The sequence below is a fragment of the Nostoc sp. genome, assembly GCF_036919675.1.
Lineage (GTDB): Bacteria > Cyanobacteriota > Cyanobacteriia > Cyanobacteriales > Nostocaceae > Nostoc.
The window spans coordinates 75,955-89,414 of the sequence record NZ_JBALCP010000020.1 but is presented as its reverse complement, the minus strand read 5'-3'; the positions used below and the strand labels follow the sequence as shown (position 1 = coordinate 89,414).

The following is a 13,460-nucleotide window of genomic DNA, read 5'->3' as shown; positions in this document are numbered from 1 at the left end:
CTTTAGAAAATGCGACCACTAAAATTCATCTCTGTTTTGTCAGACTTATGCTCCGAAGATTAGCTACTTTATAGATCCCAAATGGGTTCTATATGAGTCTATTGAGATAGCCAATGCTACACAAGAGCGGATTAAGGTCGCAGTTCTCACAAACCCCGACAAGACAGCACATCCCCAATGTCACTAAATTTTGAGGCAATGTATTTTTTACTGAGCAGAAGTAGTTGAGAGCGATCGCCTTAAACATACTACAAACCAGAAATCGTAAAATCTGATCGATTCAGTCTTAGTACAGTTTTGCATAAAAGCGTAGCGTTTTTAATGCAGGGGGATGCATTAACAATGCGGCCGACGCATTAACATTGTATCGGGATGCATTGGCATTGCAGGGGGACGCATTAACAATGCGGCCAACACATTAACATTGTATCGAGATGCATTGGCATTGCAGAGGAACGCATTAACATTGTATCGGGATGCATTGGTATTGCAAGGTATTACCAAATTTAATTCGCTACGAATTAATGAAATATGAACTCTACTTAGTACAGCTCATATTTCATTAACTGACAGGGCAGCGTTCCGTTGTACACTGCAATCCGCTGGGATGATTTTAGTCCAATCGATTGAGACAGTTCCTTGTTGCCACTCAGGACAAACGCAGTCCAGCCTTTGAAGCGTTGTTTCAGGACATCGCCCAAAAGTTTGTAAAATGCTCCCAAGTCGCTATCTCGCCCCAGCCGTTCGCCATAGGGAGGATTGCAGAATAAAACCCCACTGTCTGCGGGGGCGACAACATCGGCAAGCTCCATTTGAGAAAACCATACATGGTTATCAACGCCGCAGTTTTGAGCATTGTTAATCGCCTGCTCAATCACGTTCTCATCGCGATCGCTTCCCCAAATAGGAGCAGTCAGGGTATCCAGTTGGCTGTCCTTAGCTTCTTGGAGCAGCTTTTCTAAAAGGGACAGATCAAAATCGAGCCAATTTTCAAATCCAAAGCAATCGCGAAACAGCCCTGGTGCTATGTTGAGAGCCTTTAAACTAGCTTCCAGGGGTAAAGTACCAGACCCACAGAGAGGATCGTAGAACATCTGGTTTGGCTGCCAACCCGAAAGTTGAATGAGGGCAGCAGCCAGAGATTCCTTGAGAGGGGCTGATCCAACCGCAGGGCGATAGCCTCGGCGGTGCAGACTATTCCCAGAACTGTCAAGTTTGACGGTACAAAAGTCGCGTTCAATATGAACATTGATCCGTACATCTGGTTCATGAAGCTCTACATTTGAACGCTCACCCAGATTTGACTGCTGCTGGTCAACGATCGCATTTTTGATTTGGAGAGATGTGAAGTGGGAGTGGTTGAGGCGATCGTTTTTACCAGTGGTATTCACTGCAAGCGTCATGTCTGGTGTAAGATAGTTTACCCAATCAATGCTCTGGATACCGCGATAGAGATCCTTGGCATCTTGACAAGGAAACTCATGGATGTTCACCAAGATTCGGAACGGCAGCCTAGCCCATAGATTGACGCGATAAAGCAGGGTGCGATCGCCCTCAAAAGCTACACCGCAAAACCCTGGCTCCACGGAATGGGCACCCAGTTGTTCCAACTCCTGAGCCGCAAGGCTTTCTAATCCGCGAGCAACCGTTGCAAAATACTGATTCATCCTCTAATCCAAAGCATTGTCTTCATTGCTGACCGATTGACGCACTTTAGCTTAACTCATATCTTGTGACATTCTCTCTCGTGAAGTCTGCGACTATGACGTTAAGTAGGGTACAACGAATTAAGTAACTCAGCATCACTTGCCCCAGACAAACGGAATCAAGGCTGAGTAAGGACACAACAAATATTTTTTGAAAGAGATTATATTTCTTCAGTTTAAGTACTATCTAAAATTAATCAACCCTGCTAGTATCAGGCTGAAATAGTGTTTTTGCACTTTGCAATACAACCCATTAATTAAATATAGTCAGAGGAATAAACTATGACTTTAATATCTGATATTGTTCTGCTACAAGACTTAACAGCGTCAGATGATCACGAATTGGTCGAGTTAAAAGCTGAACTTCCGGCGGCGGTAAATCAGTTAACCAACCCGCTTTTAGCAAGTATCTTTGGTCGTGACCTGAAATTTGGTATTGCCTCTTTCAAGGATAAGCCAATTCCGCCTTTTGGCGGTTACGCTGACTATGTATATCAACCAGAAGTCGCTTTGACAAATAGTGTAACAACAGTTAAAGACAAAATTTTGGGCTTTGAAGCTTTTGGTGGCAATGATGGCCCCGAATCACAATTAGATGCACTCTTGTACGCAGCTTTAGATAGCGGTGGCAGCCTTGGTTACAGAGTAGGTTCATTTCGCGTTGTTTTCCTAGCCACTGATAGTATTTATCACGTTGCCGGCGATCGGGCAGCAGTTAGTCCAAGTAATACTATTGCCAATAATGGAGATGGTGTAATAGATCCTTATGAAGATTATCCAGAGATTGGACAAGTAAAAACTGCGCTTGAAGCAAATAACATTATTCCAATTTTTCTAGTTACGAGTAATGTTATAGCCGATTACGAGAAACTAGTTACTAAGCTTGGTCGAGGTAATGTACTGACTCTTGGTTCTAAAAGTGAGAATGTTGCTGATGCCGTGAAAGAGGCAATTGCTCGAACCAGAAATGTGATAAGTACTAATGTTGTTACGACAAATGCAGATGATACCTTTAGTAGGGGGGATTTTTCACCTGGTAATAAGGTTATTTTTGCTGGGGGCGGTGATGACAATATTTCGCTTTCTGGTGTTGCTGGGAACCATTACATCAATGGGGGGGCCGGTTCTGACATCCTTTTTGGTGGATCTGGTGCGGACAAAATAGATGGGGGTAGTGATGACGACAACCTCCTGGGGGGCAACGGTGATGATATTCTTTTTGGCAGTAGTGGAAAAGATATTCTGAGCGGTGACAACGGCAACGATTACCTCCAGGGAGATAGTGGGGACGACATCTTAACAGGAGGCGCAGGTTCAGATAAGTTTGCATTTGCAACAGGATCAAAGTTTGATATTAGGGAACTCGGAGTTGATATTATTAATGACTTCACTCCTGATCAAGACAATATCCAACTATCGAAATATACCTTTACCGCTCTCAGTAACTCGGTCTTCCCAACTGCATTAAATTCCGCAGACTTTGCCACAGTGACGAACGATACTTTAGCAGCAGTTAGTAGTGCGAAAATTGTTTACAATAGCGTTAATGGTAGTCTCTTTTATAACCCCAATGGTTCAGCGGATGGTTTTGCTGATATTAATTCGGGGGGTAAATTTGCACAATTGGGTGCTACCTCCTTTCCGGCTCTAACTACTGATAGTTTTGAGGTAGTTTTGTGATTGATTTAGTTTAATTTTAAACTTCACACAAACGACTTCCAAGGAATAAAGTACTTAGTCATTGATAATAATCATTGGAGAGTGTGATCAGTCAGTGCTGCACCACACGCTCCATAAACCCCCGCTATAAGCCAATACGCTTCCGTTAAGGCTATGCAGTCCTAATAACAAAGAAAACAGGGGGCTGTCACCAAGGGCAAGCTAAACGGTGTAGTTTCAATGCGCGTCAAGTTCTTGCTCATCGCTCTACTTACCTCAATAGCTTACTGTCTGCTTGAGCCACCTTAAAAAGTGAGATCCTCCCAGACAAACTAATTGAACTGAAATTAATCTATATTTTTCTAAAATCAATCATTGTCTGACGATAGGCATCTGGCAATCCTGTATCAAAACACTTGCCTTTAACAACATATCCTGTCATTCCCTCTTCCTGACGCAATTCTTCAAGACAGGATGTTAACTGAAATTCGCCTCGTTCTCGGAAATTTTTGTTGATGTGTTCTGCTAGAAAGTCAAAAATTTTTGGCGTTAGTAAATATAAGCCAAATATACATAAAAAATCATTTTCTGACATTCCCTCTACATGCAAATGCTGTTGTGCATACTCAATAGTGGGCTTTTCATAGAGTTGTGTAACTTCTAAAATCGAGTTTATATCTTGCCAAACTCCTGTTATACATCCAGCTTTATGAATAATCTCTGCTGGCATTGTAGTTAAGCCAATAATGCTTTGCTTAACTTGTTTGTAAACATCTAAAATTTGACTAGCACAAGATTTTTCAGTGTCAGATGCGTAAATGTGGTCGCCCAGCATGAGCAAAAACGGCTCATCTTGCACCCAATCCTGAGCACAAAATACCGCATGTCCATAGCCTAATTGCTCCTCTTGCAATAAGATGGTAATTCTGCTACCTAAATCTTCGAGATATCTGCTATATTCTTGATTTTGCGGTGAAAGTTTATTTAAAAGTTCTTTTTTGGGTGGGTTTTTCAATAAATTTTCAAATATTTCTTTATCATCTGGCTGCACCACGATCGCCACTTCTGCAATTCCAGCACTGATTGCTTCTTCAATAATTGCGAGAATGACAGGTTTTGCCCTGCCATCTTGATCAATAATCGGGAAAAGTTCTTTTTTCACAACTTTAGTAGCTGGAAACAACCGAGTCCCAAAACCAGCTACCGGAATCACAGCTTTTCTAACTTGATTTTTCTGCATAAGCAGTTAGTCACCCCAACTTCTCAAACAACTCTGCCAACACCACATTAGAAAACAAAAATCCTTGGGGATCAATCAAACGCAACCTTCCGTCTGCAACTTCCACCCAACCTGTCTCAAAATACCCTTGCAAACACTTGCAAATCTCTTCTACCTTCTCTTCCCCAAACGCCTGTGCCAACGCCACCAAACTCAAACCCTCCGCCAAACGCAACCCCAACATTAACGTCTCTAACAATACTTCCTTTGGGGGAGTCAGATCACAATCAATCACACCGCCAGCTTGCACCCACTGATAATACTCCCTAGTTTTGCGCGGACGAGTGAAGCGCTTCCCCTCAACATAACTCGCCGCACCCATCCCAAAACCGTAGTAAGGGCGGTTTTCCCAATAGACTCGATTATGCCGACACTGATGACCAGGTTGGGCATAATTGGAAATTTCATAATGCTGATAACCTGAATTAGTCAAAACCTGCTGCCCCATCTGGTACATTTTGACTGTGGCTTCATCCGTGGGCAAAGGAGTATCACCAGGTTTGTAGTAACGACCAAAGGCTGTACCTGGTTCGATGGTAAGATCATAGATGGAAATGTGAGTGGGTAAAAGCGCCACCGCTTTTGTTAGGGAATCCTGCCATTGATCCAAAGACTGATGCGGCAACCCGGAAATTAAGTCTAAACTAAATTCGGGAACCTCAACTTGGTGGATTAGTTCCACAGCTGCAAAAATATCTTCAACTGAGTGCGATCGCCCCGCCCTTTGCAATAATTCTTCTTGAAAGGCTTGTACACCTAGACTTACTCGGTTCACGCCCACATTGCAATAGCCTGCTATATGTGCTAAATCAAAGGTGGCTGGGTCTATTTCCATAGAAATTTCTGCCCCAGATGCAATACCAAAACGCTTCTCTAGCTCTGTCACTATCCGTTGTAACTGTTCTATTGATAGCAGCGAAGGAGTACCACCACCGAAGAAAATTGTCTTCAGGGGTTGACCAAATGCTGGTGTGATGACAATTTCTTGACATAGCACCTCAACATATTGGGAGATAGTACCAGATGTTTCGCCCCGCAAGCGATCGCCCACAACAGACACCGGGAAATCACAATAAAAGCACCGCCGTCTGCAAAAGGGAATATGCACATAAGCAGAACTCGCAATTCCAGAAACACTAAATTTTTGACTCATTTTGAGAAAACTTTTAAGTTAATCCAACTGCGAATTAGAGACAATCAAAATAAGTGGTTTATTTACAAGTTTTTGTCGTTTTACAACGAAACAATGAAAAATATTAAGATAAAAGCCTTTCGTTATAATAATTGCAGATATTGCCCTACTAAACCCTTAGTGTAAGTCAATATTGATGAGTTTATCTTACCGATGAAATAAAAAATACTTAAGTTTATCGGTTAACACAGTTGCAGAAAAACAACACAACCATGCTTGACGCAATTATCGTTTTCTCATTTATCCTGGCAGCGTCGGGAATAGGGTTCTACAGCATTGAACTGCTACCCAATGACACGCTAGATCAAGTAACAAATCTTGAAGCTTTACGCTTAGTAGTCGCCGTCTTTGCCGCTATTATTGGTGGTGCGATCGGGCTGAGTTTCCAGACGACATATCGTCGCCTAGAATCACAAGTCAAAGAAATGCCTCTGGAAGTGATCTTAACTCGTGCCATTGGCTTAGTGATTGGGCTATTACTAGCTAACCTCATGCTAGCCCCACTATTTTTACTACCTATACCGGCGGATTTTGGATTTATTAAGCCACTGGTGGCAGTTGTCGGTAGTATTATCCTCTCTGTCACTGGCATGAATTTGGCAGATACCCACGGGCGAGGCTTATTGCGGTTCATTAATCCCAACACCGTCGAATCGATGGTTGTGGAAGGAACGCTAAAACCAGCCAATACCAAAGTTTTAGACACCAGTTGCATTATCGATGGTCGCATTGAAGCCTTACTAGAAACAGGGTTTCTGGAAGGGCAAATTCTCGTGCCACAGTTTGTCTTGCAAGAACTCCAACAAGTAGCGGATGCTAGCAAAGACCAAAAGCGAGTACGGGGAAGGCGAGGACTAGAAATTCTTAACCGCATTAAGGAAGATTACCCTGATCGCATCCTAATTAATGCAGTTGACTACGAAGATATTCCCACAGTGGATGCGAAGTTAGTGCGCTTCGCCCAAGAAATCAGCGGTACATTGCTAACCAACGACTACAACTTGTCTAAAGTCGCCAGCGTCCAGAAAGTACCTGTTTTGAATGTGAATGATTTAGTGAATGCCGTCCGTCCCAGTTATTTACCTGGTGATAACTTGGATTTGAAAATTCTCAAAGAAGGCAAAGAACCAAGTCAAGGCATTGGCTACCTAGATGACGGCACAATGGTAGTTGTTGAAGAAGGTAGCAGTTATGTGGGTGGTGAACTGCGAGTAGTAGTCACCAGTGCTTTACAAACTACAGCAGGAAGAATGATTTTTGCCAAACCCCAAGCTTCCGCATTAGCGTGAGGGAAATGTCCGGTGCAATTAAATATAAATTGTGCAATCGGTGCAGTCAACCTGCACCGATTTTGTATAGGGTGAAATATCAAGACGGTAACAAGTGGATTTTTGTCTGTTTTGAATGTTGGACTTCTGTCAGTGAAAACAACCCATTTTATGTTTACGGTGGGACGTGGAAAGCTCAGAAAAAGCGATAGGTACTCAATTTATATGGCATTTACGTAGAATTCAAATTTGTTTTATATTCTTATTTTAGTCTCAGTCTTTTTTGTACCTTTCTCCACCAGTCAAACTCTCGTAAAATTAAGAAATGTAAATAATACTTGCTAGCCGAGCAACTATCTAAATTTTAAAATGTAATAATTAGAAAAATATTGTCTCAAGTAAAGGTAAATATGACTTTTATAAAAATTGCTGGGATTTTTCAAACCAGAGAACAAATTAACAAATTTTTACAAAGCTTGCCTAGTGAATTTTATGCTGCTTATATGTTCACAGTAAATCAAGATTTATTATTGGCATTAAAAAATAAAATGCTTGTATTTGATATTTACGAAAATGAAGAGGTAATTGTAATTGAAGTGATCGGAAATCAACTACTTAAAATTCAAGCTTTGCTGAAAAAAGCGAAAGGCCGATACGTTACACCAGAAACTCTAAATTATATTTGCCGATAGCAAATCTATAATTAACCTAAAAAATTGGGATTATGACTAAAATTAATCGAACACAAATTGGTAACGTTGTAATTAAAACTAATGAAAAATTAACCCAATTTAATATAAATATTTTTACAAACTACGGTCACAAAAAAGCAAATGAGTTTTTATTAACTAAAAGTAGAGATTTTAGAGCAGTATTTGCAATGCTATGGGATCAATACCAAACTAATCCACAGAAATATTATCATTCTGATTGCCTGAAAACTTTAGAAGAATCAAAATCTTTTAAAAAGTTTTTCATTGCTTTTTATCTACAAAAGCTAATGTCTATGTTCAAGATTCCCTTCAATGAATTTTATATTCTAATCATCAAAGAATGTTACCAAAATTATCAAATTAATAGGGAGATAGGAGCAAGACGATTAGTAGTAGGTAGTATCTACTATTTAGTTGCTACATATCCTGAACATAGAGGTTTTTTAAAAAAGCTAATTGATTCATTAGATATTACAGAAAATATAAATTCAGGTAGATTTATCTATGTAGATGAGTATCTTGCTTTAACATATAACCAAAATATAAAAAATAACAATTTAGGTGAGTTGCTGTTTGCATCCAGAAACAAGTCAGGTTTTTGGACTTATAATAAAACTGATATTTTTGTGCCTATAAATTCGTTGCGCCATGCTAAAAAAGCTTTAATTAACTATCAAGGTAAACCTCGAAAAGGTGAATTAGTAGGAAATGATTCTCTACGTTTTTGCAAGTTTTTAGGATTAGAAATTACAGATGGATACGCTTATATGTCTAGCTATCAAGAATTGGAAGTTTATAGAGGCAAAGGATTTAATAAGTAGCTTTATGTCACTTAATTTAGCTCCTAGTAGTATATTTTTATCTTAAGTATAGAAAAACCACTGTTTGTTAGGTTAACTCTCATAAATCTCTAATGGCAAATTATCTGGGTCTTTAAAGAAAGTAAATTTCTTACCTGTAATTTCATCAACTCTAATATTTTCTACCTCTAACCCTTTTGATTTTAAATAAAAAACAGTTTGCTCAACATCATCAACTTTAAAAGCAAGATGTCTTAAACCACAAGCTTCTGGACTACTAAATCTTTGCGGAGGATTTGGGAAAGAGAATAGCTCTATTTGAGTATTTTCTGCAACTTTTAAATCTAATTTATAAGAATTTCTTTCGGCGCGAAAAGTCTCTTGAATAATCGAAAAGCCTAAAACTTCTACATAAAAATTTTTTGAGCGGTCATAGTCAGAACAAATAATAGCTACATGATGAATGCCAGTAGTTTTCATAAAAGTTAGGAGTTAGGAGTTAGGAATTAGGAATTATTAGAGGGCTACTCTTGTAAAACGGTTTTTGATACAATCCTAGTTTTCTTTAGGTCTGCATCTGATAGTTGTTCTCCAGCTTGCAGGCGAGTAGCAGAAGTTTGCAACACTGTCGCCGCCCCTTTATCTCCTATTTGTAAAGCGGTTTTGGCTGCTGTTTGCAGCATCGTGGCTGCACCGGTGCGATCGCCTTGTTGCAATTTCGCCTCAGCTAACTGGGTTTGGCGATACTTCGCTAATGCTAAAATAGATTGTTGTACCTGGGGATTAGATGCCGGTTGATACGCCCGCACTACATCTGCATACACTGGCACAAGGGGCGTAAGTAAGCCTTGTTCGTTAACCAACGGGTCATCATAACGGATTTGCAGATGCCCGATCGCTTGTTTACCTTCTGGCAATTGTCCCAGATAAATGTTAGCCAAAACTACCCGTTCTACATCCTGCATCAAATCTCCCAAACGCACAGCAAAGCTACCATCAGCTTCTGGTTCCACTGGTAACTCGATTGTGTCTGGGGCAACTTGGGCAATGGGTTTCAATTCTGCTAGTCGGACATTGGGCACTAGAGATAACAGCAAGTAGGCATTTGTTAGCCCAATAGATTGAATCCGTCCAAACAGTCGGCCAAACTGATCCACAGCTTGTTCAGGAAGTTCAATATGGGCTAGAGTCCCACCACCGACATCAGCAATTTTTTCCAGCAAATCCTGATTCCAGCTATTGCCAAATCCGAAAGTGTTGATAGTTAGATTCAGCTTGGCAGCCTTTTGCGCGAGTTGAAGACAGCGCTTGTTGTCATCTCGCCCAATATCCCACTTCCAAATCCGCAAACCGCTTTCACCATGCCCATCCGTCAAGAGAAACGCCTGGGAAACAGCGCCTCTTGTGCCTTTCATCAGTTCTGTAATTCCCAGTTCCAAACCCTCAGCGATGACTGTCCCGCCGCTAGCACTGAGTTTGCTTTTTATTTGAGATTTGATGCTTTCGGGGTCTTCGATCACTTGGTTGGGGATAATGACTTCTGCAGAACCAGAAAAAGCCACAACTGAGATGCGATCGCCTACTTTCAACCGATCTATTAATCTTTCCACCGCCTGGATTACCGTTTTAATTGGTTGTCCATGCATGGAGCCACTTCTATCCAAAATCAAGCAGAGATTGAGTGGCAGATTTTGGTCGAACTCACCAGCGATTGCAAAAATCGTCATTCCTAGTTGACGTTGGCTACTTGTTTGAGCCACATCAACATTATTGTCATTTAACGCCGATAGCAATTTAACTTTCATTGCGGAGGGGTATCTTGCAAAACTGTTTTGGAGACCATCCTGGTTTTCTTGCGATCGCTTTCGGATAAATCTTGTCCAGATTGTAGCTGGGTGGCAGAAGTTTGTAACACCGTCGCTGCGCCAGTATCTCCCATTTGCAATGCAGTTTTAGCAGCCGTTTGTAGCATCGTCGCAGCACCAGTGCGATCGCCCTGTTGCAATTTCGTCTCGGCTAGCTGGGTTTGGCGATACTTAGCTAATGCCAAAATAGACTGTTGCACCTGGGGATTCGGGTCTGCTTGGTAATTTTTGACTACATGGGCATAAACTGGGATATTTGGTGTAAATAAACCTACCTGGTTGGCGGCTGGATCATCGTAGCGGACTTGCACATTAGCGATCGCTTGTTCACCTGTTGGCAATTGTCCCAAATAAATATTAGCTAAAATCACCCGTTCTGCATCTTTCATTAAATCTCCCAACCGCACAGCGAAACGTCCATCAGTTTCTTGTTGCAGTGGTAACTCAATTGTGTCTGGGGAAACTTGGGCAACAGGTTTGAGTTCCGCTAGCCGGACATTGGGCATCAGGGAGAATAGTAGGTAAGCATTAGTCAATCCCACTGTTTGAATGCGGCTGAACAGGCGATTAAACTCATCCACTGCCTGTTCGGGTTTTTGAATATAAGATAAAGTCCCCAAACCAGCATCAGCAATTTTTTCTAAAACATCTTGGTTCCAGTTGTCACCAAATCCCAAAGTGTTCAAAGTCAAATTATAGCTAGCAGCTAATTGGGCGAATTTCAAACAGCGATTGTTATCACCATGTTCATTTTCCCCGTCGGTTAATAGGAAAGCTTGGGAAACAGTATCTTTTTTTCCCTTCGCCAACTCCTCAATCCCTAAGCGCAATCCTTCATCAATCGCAGTTCCACCATCGGCAGATAAGCGGTTAATTTGCTGTTTTATTTTCTCTGGATCTTCGACACTTTGACTAGGTACTAAGACTTTAGCACGGTGATCGAAAACTACAATACTGAGGCGATCGCCAGGATTGAGTCTATCTACCAGACGATTTGCTGCTTTTTTGACCGTTTCTAGCGATCGCCCATTCATGGAACCACTATGATCGAGAATTAAGCATAAATTCAGTGGCACATTGCGGTCTTGGTTTTCTGCGATCGCCGAAATCGAAATTCCCAACTGACGTTGACTATTCAGTTGATTCGCGTCCAAATTACCATCATTCAAGGCAGGCTGCAAACTAACCTTCATAACTCAAAGTCCTTATTCAGGATATACATATTAATAAATAACTTCAAAGCACCACTTTAACTCTACGGAAAACCTATCTAACACAAATACATTCATATAATCAGAATATCTTAGCTTAATTGGGCAGAAGCCCCACGTCTGTCCCTTCGGGAAGCCTGGGATGAATGACCGGACAAAAACGAGACGCACCTTAACCAATATCAACCGCTCTTTGATCAGCTATGCATTACTGGGAAATTTATTAACAATTATAAAACACTTTAAGGATCAGGGTTTTGAAGAAAAAGCAGAGGTTGAGACTTGACAAATATTAGTAAGTGTGACGGGTGGAGATTGACCATGCCGATTTTGGATTTTAGATTAAAGAATTAAAAATTATTTCGCTTCATGCTTCGCCTAAGCGTGGGTGGAACAAATCCAAAATCTAAAATTCGGCTTGCCCCGTACCCTAATGGTCGGGGTCAATCCAATCATACGCTCTCTTACGAGACGCTCTTGCTAGCTTGCTCCTCCGTAGGAGTACGCAAACTCGCTCTAAGCGAACGCAAGAGCGTCTCTAAGAGTTGCCATGCCGCAGGCTTTACGCTACGCTATCGGCAATCTAAAATCTAAAACTGCTTGACTGGATGACAAATTAGATTTGAGAATGCGATTGTTAACTGAAAACAGAAGTTAGGGAATGTGAATGAATCAATTTATAAGTCGAGGCAATGTCGTCTAAACGTCTCAGCTCTAGACAAATCCTCTTAATAGCTGGTTCTGCGTCTCCTTTTCGCCCTAAATAAAAACCCGCAGTCGCTACAACTTTGGGAACCAAAGCAATGCGCTGCCTCTTTTTTGCAGTCCGATATCCTAAACCATGTCCACCCAACCCACAATCCAAAGCATATACACCGATGGTGCTTGCACCGGCAACCCTGGCCCTGGCGGTTGGGGAGTAGTTGTCTACTTCAGCGATGGCTCAATCCACGAAATGGGCGATGCATCTCCTCATACCACTAATAATAAAATGGAAATGCAAGCTGCGATCGCAGCCCTACAATTCCTGCAAACATCTCAACAAGCCCAAGCCATCACCCTTCATACCGATAGCGAATACCTGATTAACTGCGTTACCAAGTGGGTGAAAGGCTGGAAAAATAAAGGCTGGAAAAAGTCAGATGGTAAACCCGTCCAAAACCAAGACCTTTTGGAAACTCTCGATCAACTCAATACCCAACAGGTAAAATGGCAACACGTCAGGGGACATTCTGGTAACATAGGTAACGAACGTTGTGATGCGATCGCTCGCACCTATGCTAGTGGCAAAATCCCTTCGCTACAACAATTAACTCCGACAAATTTTTATAAATCTTTACCTTATACAAATGAACTAAATGTAGCAAAAGTAGCTGATTCTGAGAAAAACTCTAGAGTAATTAACCAAAGTAGACAACAAGTCAGTACTTCTGCACCAGAAATAACTCTTATGGAACCATCAACTGGGCCAATTGCGGCCACAACCGATGAGAAACCACCAGAAATGAGGGTTTCGCAACTCCGCAGCTTGGTCGAAACTCTGCGTATCGCTGACGAAATTTCTGAAAAAGGCTACTTAATCACCAGTTCTGAGTTAGCAGACTTGATGGATGTCCACGCCAGCGCTGTTACCAGTCGGGGAGATCAATGGCGCTGGCGAAACTGGATAGTGTCACGGGTACGTCGCGAAGGAAATCAAATTCTTTGGGAACTGGAACGCGGGGATCAAGTAGGAGGTGAAGAGGAGTGAGGAGTTAGGAACAATTC

Annotated in this window: 11 protein-coding genes; 5 read left to right on the top strand and 6 right to left on the bottom strand. The window is 41.5% G+C overall.

The window, feature by feature from the left end; genetic code table 11:
- Positions 1 to 542 precede the first annotated feature (542 nt).
- Complete coding sequence (locus V7K49_RS01890; RefSeq protein WP_335204293.1) at positions 543 to 1,667, bottom strand: THUMP domain-containing class I SAM-dependent RNA methyltransferase; 1,125 nt, start codon at positions 1,665 to 1,667, stop codon at positions 543 to 545.
- Between the two features lie 321 nt (positions 1,668 to 1,988).
- On the opposite strand from V7K49_RS01890, the gene V7K49_RS01885 reads away from it, so the two are divergent.
- Complete coding sequence (locus V7K49_RS01885) at positions 1,989 to 3,386, top strand: hypothetical protein (protein WP_335204292.1); 1,398 nt, start codon at positions 1,989 to 1,991, stop codon at positions 3,384 to 3,386.
- A gap of 331 nt (positions 3,387 to 3,717) precedes the next feature.
- On the opposite strand, the gene V7K49_RS01880 is transcribed toward V7K49_RS01885, so the two are convergent.
- Together V7K49_RS01880 and hemW are read right to left on the bottom strand one after the other, a co-directional pair.
- Positions 3,718 to 4,605, bottom strand: a complete 888-nt coding sequence (locus V7K49_RS01880; protein WP_334866916.1) for a UTP--glucose-1-phosphate uridylyltransferase — start codon at positions 4,603 to 4,605, stop codon at positions 3,718 to 3,720.
- A 10-nt stretch (positions 4,606 to 4,615) separates the two neighbouring features.
- Entirely contained in the window at positions 4,616 to 5,797 is a 1,182-nt protein-coding gene (gene hemW, locus V7K49_RS01875) for a radical SAM family heme chaperone HemW (RefSeq protein WP_334866918.1), read from the bottom strand.
- A gap of 251 nt (positions 5,798 to 6,048) precedes the next feature.
- Between hemW and V7K49_RS01870 the strand changes: the two genes are divergently transcribed.
- The 3 genes from V7K49_RS01870 (at position 6,049) to V7K49_RS01860 (ending at position 8,638) form a co-directional block, all read left to right on the top strand.
- Entirely contained in the window at positions 6,049 to 7,125 is a 1,077-nt protein-coding gene (locus V7K49_RS01870; RefSeq protein ID WP_334866920.1) for a PIN/TRAM domain-containing protein, read from the top strand.
- A 368-nt stretch (positions 7,126 to 7,493) separates the two neighbouring features.
- Positions 7,494 to 7,796, top strand: a complete 303-nt coding sequence (locus tag V7K49_RS01865; RefSeq protein WP_335072952.1) for a hypothetical protein — start codon at positions 7,494 to 7,496, stop codon at positions 7,794 to 7,796.
- 32 nt (positions 7,797 to 7,828) lie between these two features.
- The gene (locus V7K49_RS01860; protein ID WP_335204290.1) at positions 7,829 to 8,638 is read left to right on the top strand and encodes a hypothetical protein; all 810 of its coding nucleotides are present in this window, start codon (positions 7,829 to 7,831) and stop codon (positions 8,636 to 8,638) included.
- 72 nt (positions 8,639 to 8,710) lie between these two features.
- Here V7K49_RS01860 and gloA2 read toward each other — a convergent pair whose 3' ends face one another.
- Genes gloA2 through V7K49_RS01845 form a run of 3 tightly spaced genes read right to left on the bottom strand, consistent with a single transcriptional unit; the run spans position 8,711 to position 11,675 of the window.
- Complete coding sequence (gloA2, locus tag V7K49_RS01855) at positions 8,711 to 9,097, bottom strand: SMU1112c/YaeR family gloxylase I-like metalloprotein (protein WP_335072948.1); 387 nt, start codon at positions 9,095 to 9,097, stop codon at positions 8,711 to 8,713.
- Positions 9,098 to 9,141: 44 nt separating this feature from the next.
- Complete coding sequence (locus V7K49_RS01850) at positions 9,142 to 10,422, bottom strand: vWA domain-containing protein (protein WP_335204289.1); 1,281 nt, start codon at positions 10,420 to 10,422, stop codon at positions 9,142 to 9,144.
- Positions 10,419 to 11,675 carry a vWA domain-containing protein gene (locus V7K49_RS01845; RefSeq protein ID WP_334866930.1) on the bottom strand — a complete coding sequence of 419 codons (1,257 nt, stop codon included), beginning with the start codon at positions 11,673 to 11,675 and terminating at the stop codon, positions 10,419 to 10,421. The genes V7K49_RS01850 and V7K49_RS01845 overlap by 4 nt, the downstream gene beginning before the upstream one ends.
- Before the next feature lie 859 nt (positions 11,676 to 12,534).
- Here V7K49_RS01845 and rnhA point away from each other — a divergent pair.
- Positions 12,535 to 13,443 (top strand): ribonuclease HI, encoded by a 909-nt coding sequence (rnhA, locus tag V7K49_RS01840; RefSeq protein WP_335204288.1) that lies wholly within the window; start codon positions 12,535 to 12,537, stop codon positions 13,441 to 13,443.
- Positions 13,444 to 13,460 lie beyond the last annotated feature (17 nt).

Excerpts from the sequence above, each read along its gene's own strand:
- V7K49_RS01850 (WP_335204289.1), bottom strand. The coding sequence starts at position 10,422 with ATGAAAGTTAAATTGCTATCGGCGTTAAATGACAATAATGTTGATGTG.
- gloA2 (WP_335072948.1), bottom strand. The coding sequence starts at position 9,097 with ATGAAAACTACTGGCATTCATCATGTAGCTATTATTTGTTCTGACTAT.
- V7K49_RS01880 (WP_334866916.1), bottom strand. The coding sequence starts at position 4,605 with ATGCAGAAAAATCAAGTTAGAAAAGCTGTGATTCCGGTAGCTGGTTTT.
- V7K49_RS01870 (WP_334866920.1), top strand. The coding sequence starts at position 6,049 with ATGCTTGACGCAATTATCGTTTTCTCATTTATCCTGGCAGCGTCGGGA.
- V7K49_RS01890 (WP_335204293.1), bottom strand. The coding sequence starts at position 1,667 with ATGAATCAGTATTTTGCAACGGTTGCTCGCGGATTAGAAAGCCTTGCG.
- hemW (WP_334866918.1), bottom strand. The coding sequence starts at position 5,797 with ATGAGTCAAAAATTTAGTGTTTCTGGAATTGCGAGTTCTGCTTATGTG.
- rnhA (WP_335204288.1), top strand. The coding sequence starts at position 12,535 with ATGTCCACCCAACCCACAATCCAAAGCATATACACCGATGGTGCTTGC.
- V7K49_RS01885 (WP_335204292.1), top strand. The coding sequence starts at position 1,989 with ATGACTTTAATATCTGATATTGTTCTGCTACAAGACTTAACAGCGTCA.
- V7K49_RS01845 (WP_334866930.1), bottom strand. The coding sequence starts at position 11,675 with ATGAAGGTTAGTTTGCAGCCTGCCTTGAATGATGGTAATTTGGACGCG.
- V7K49_RS01860 (WP_335204290.1), top strand. The coding sequence starts at position 7,829 with ATGACTAAAATTAATCGAACACAAATTGGTAACGTTGTAATTAAAACT.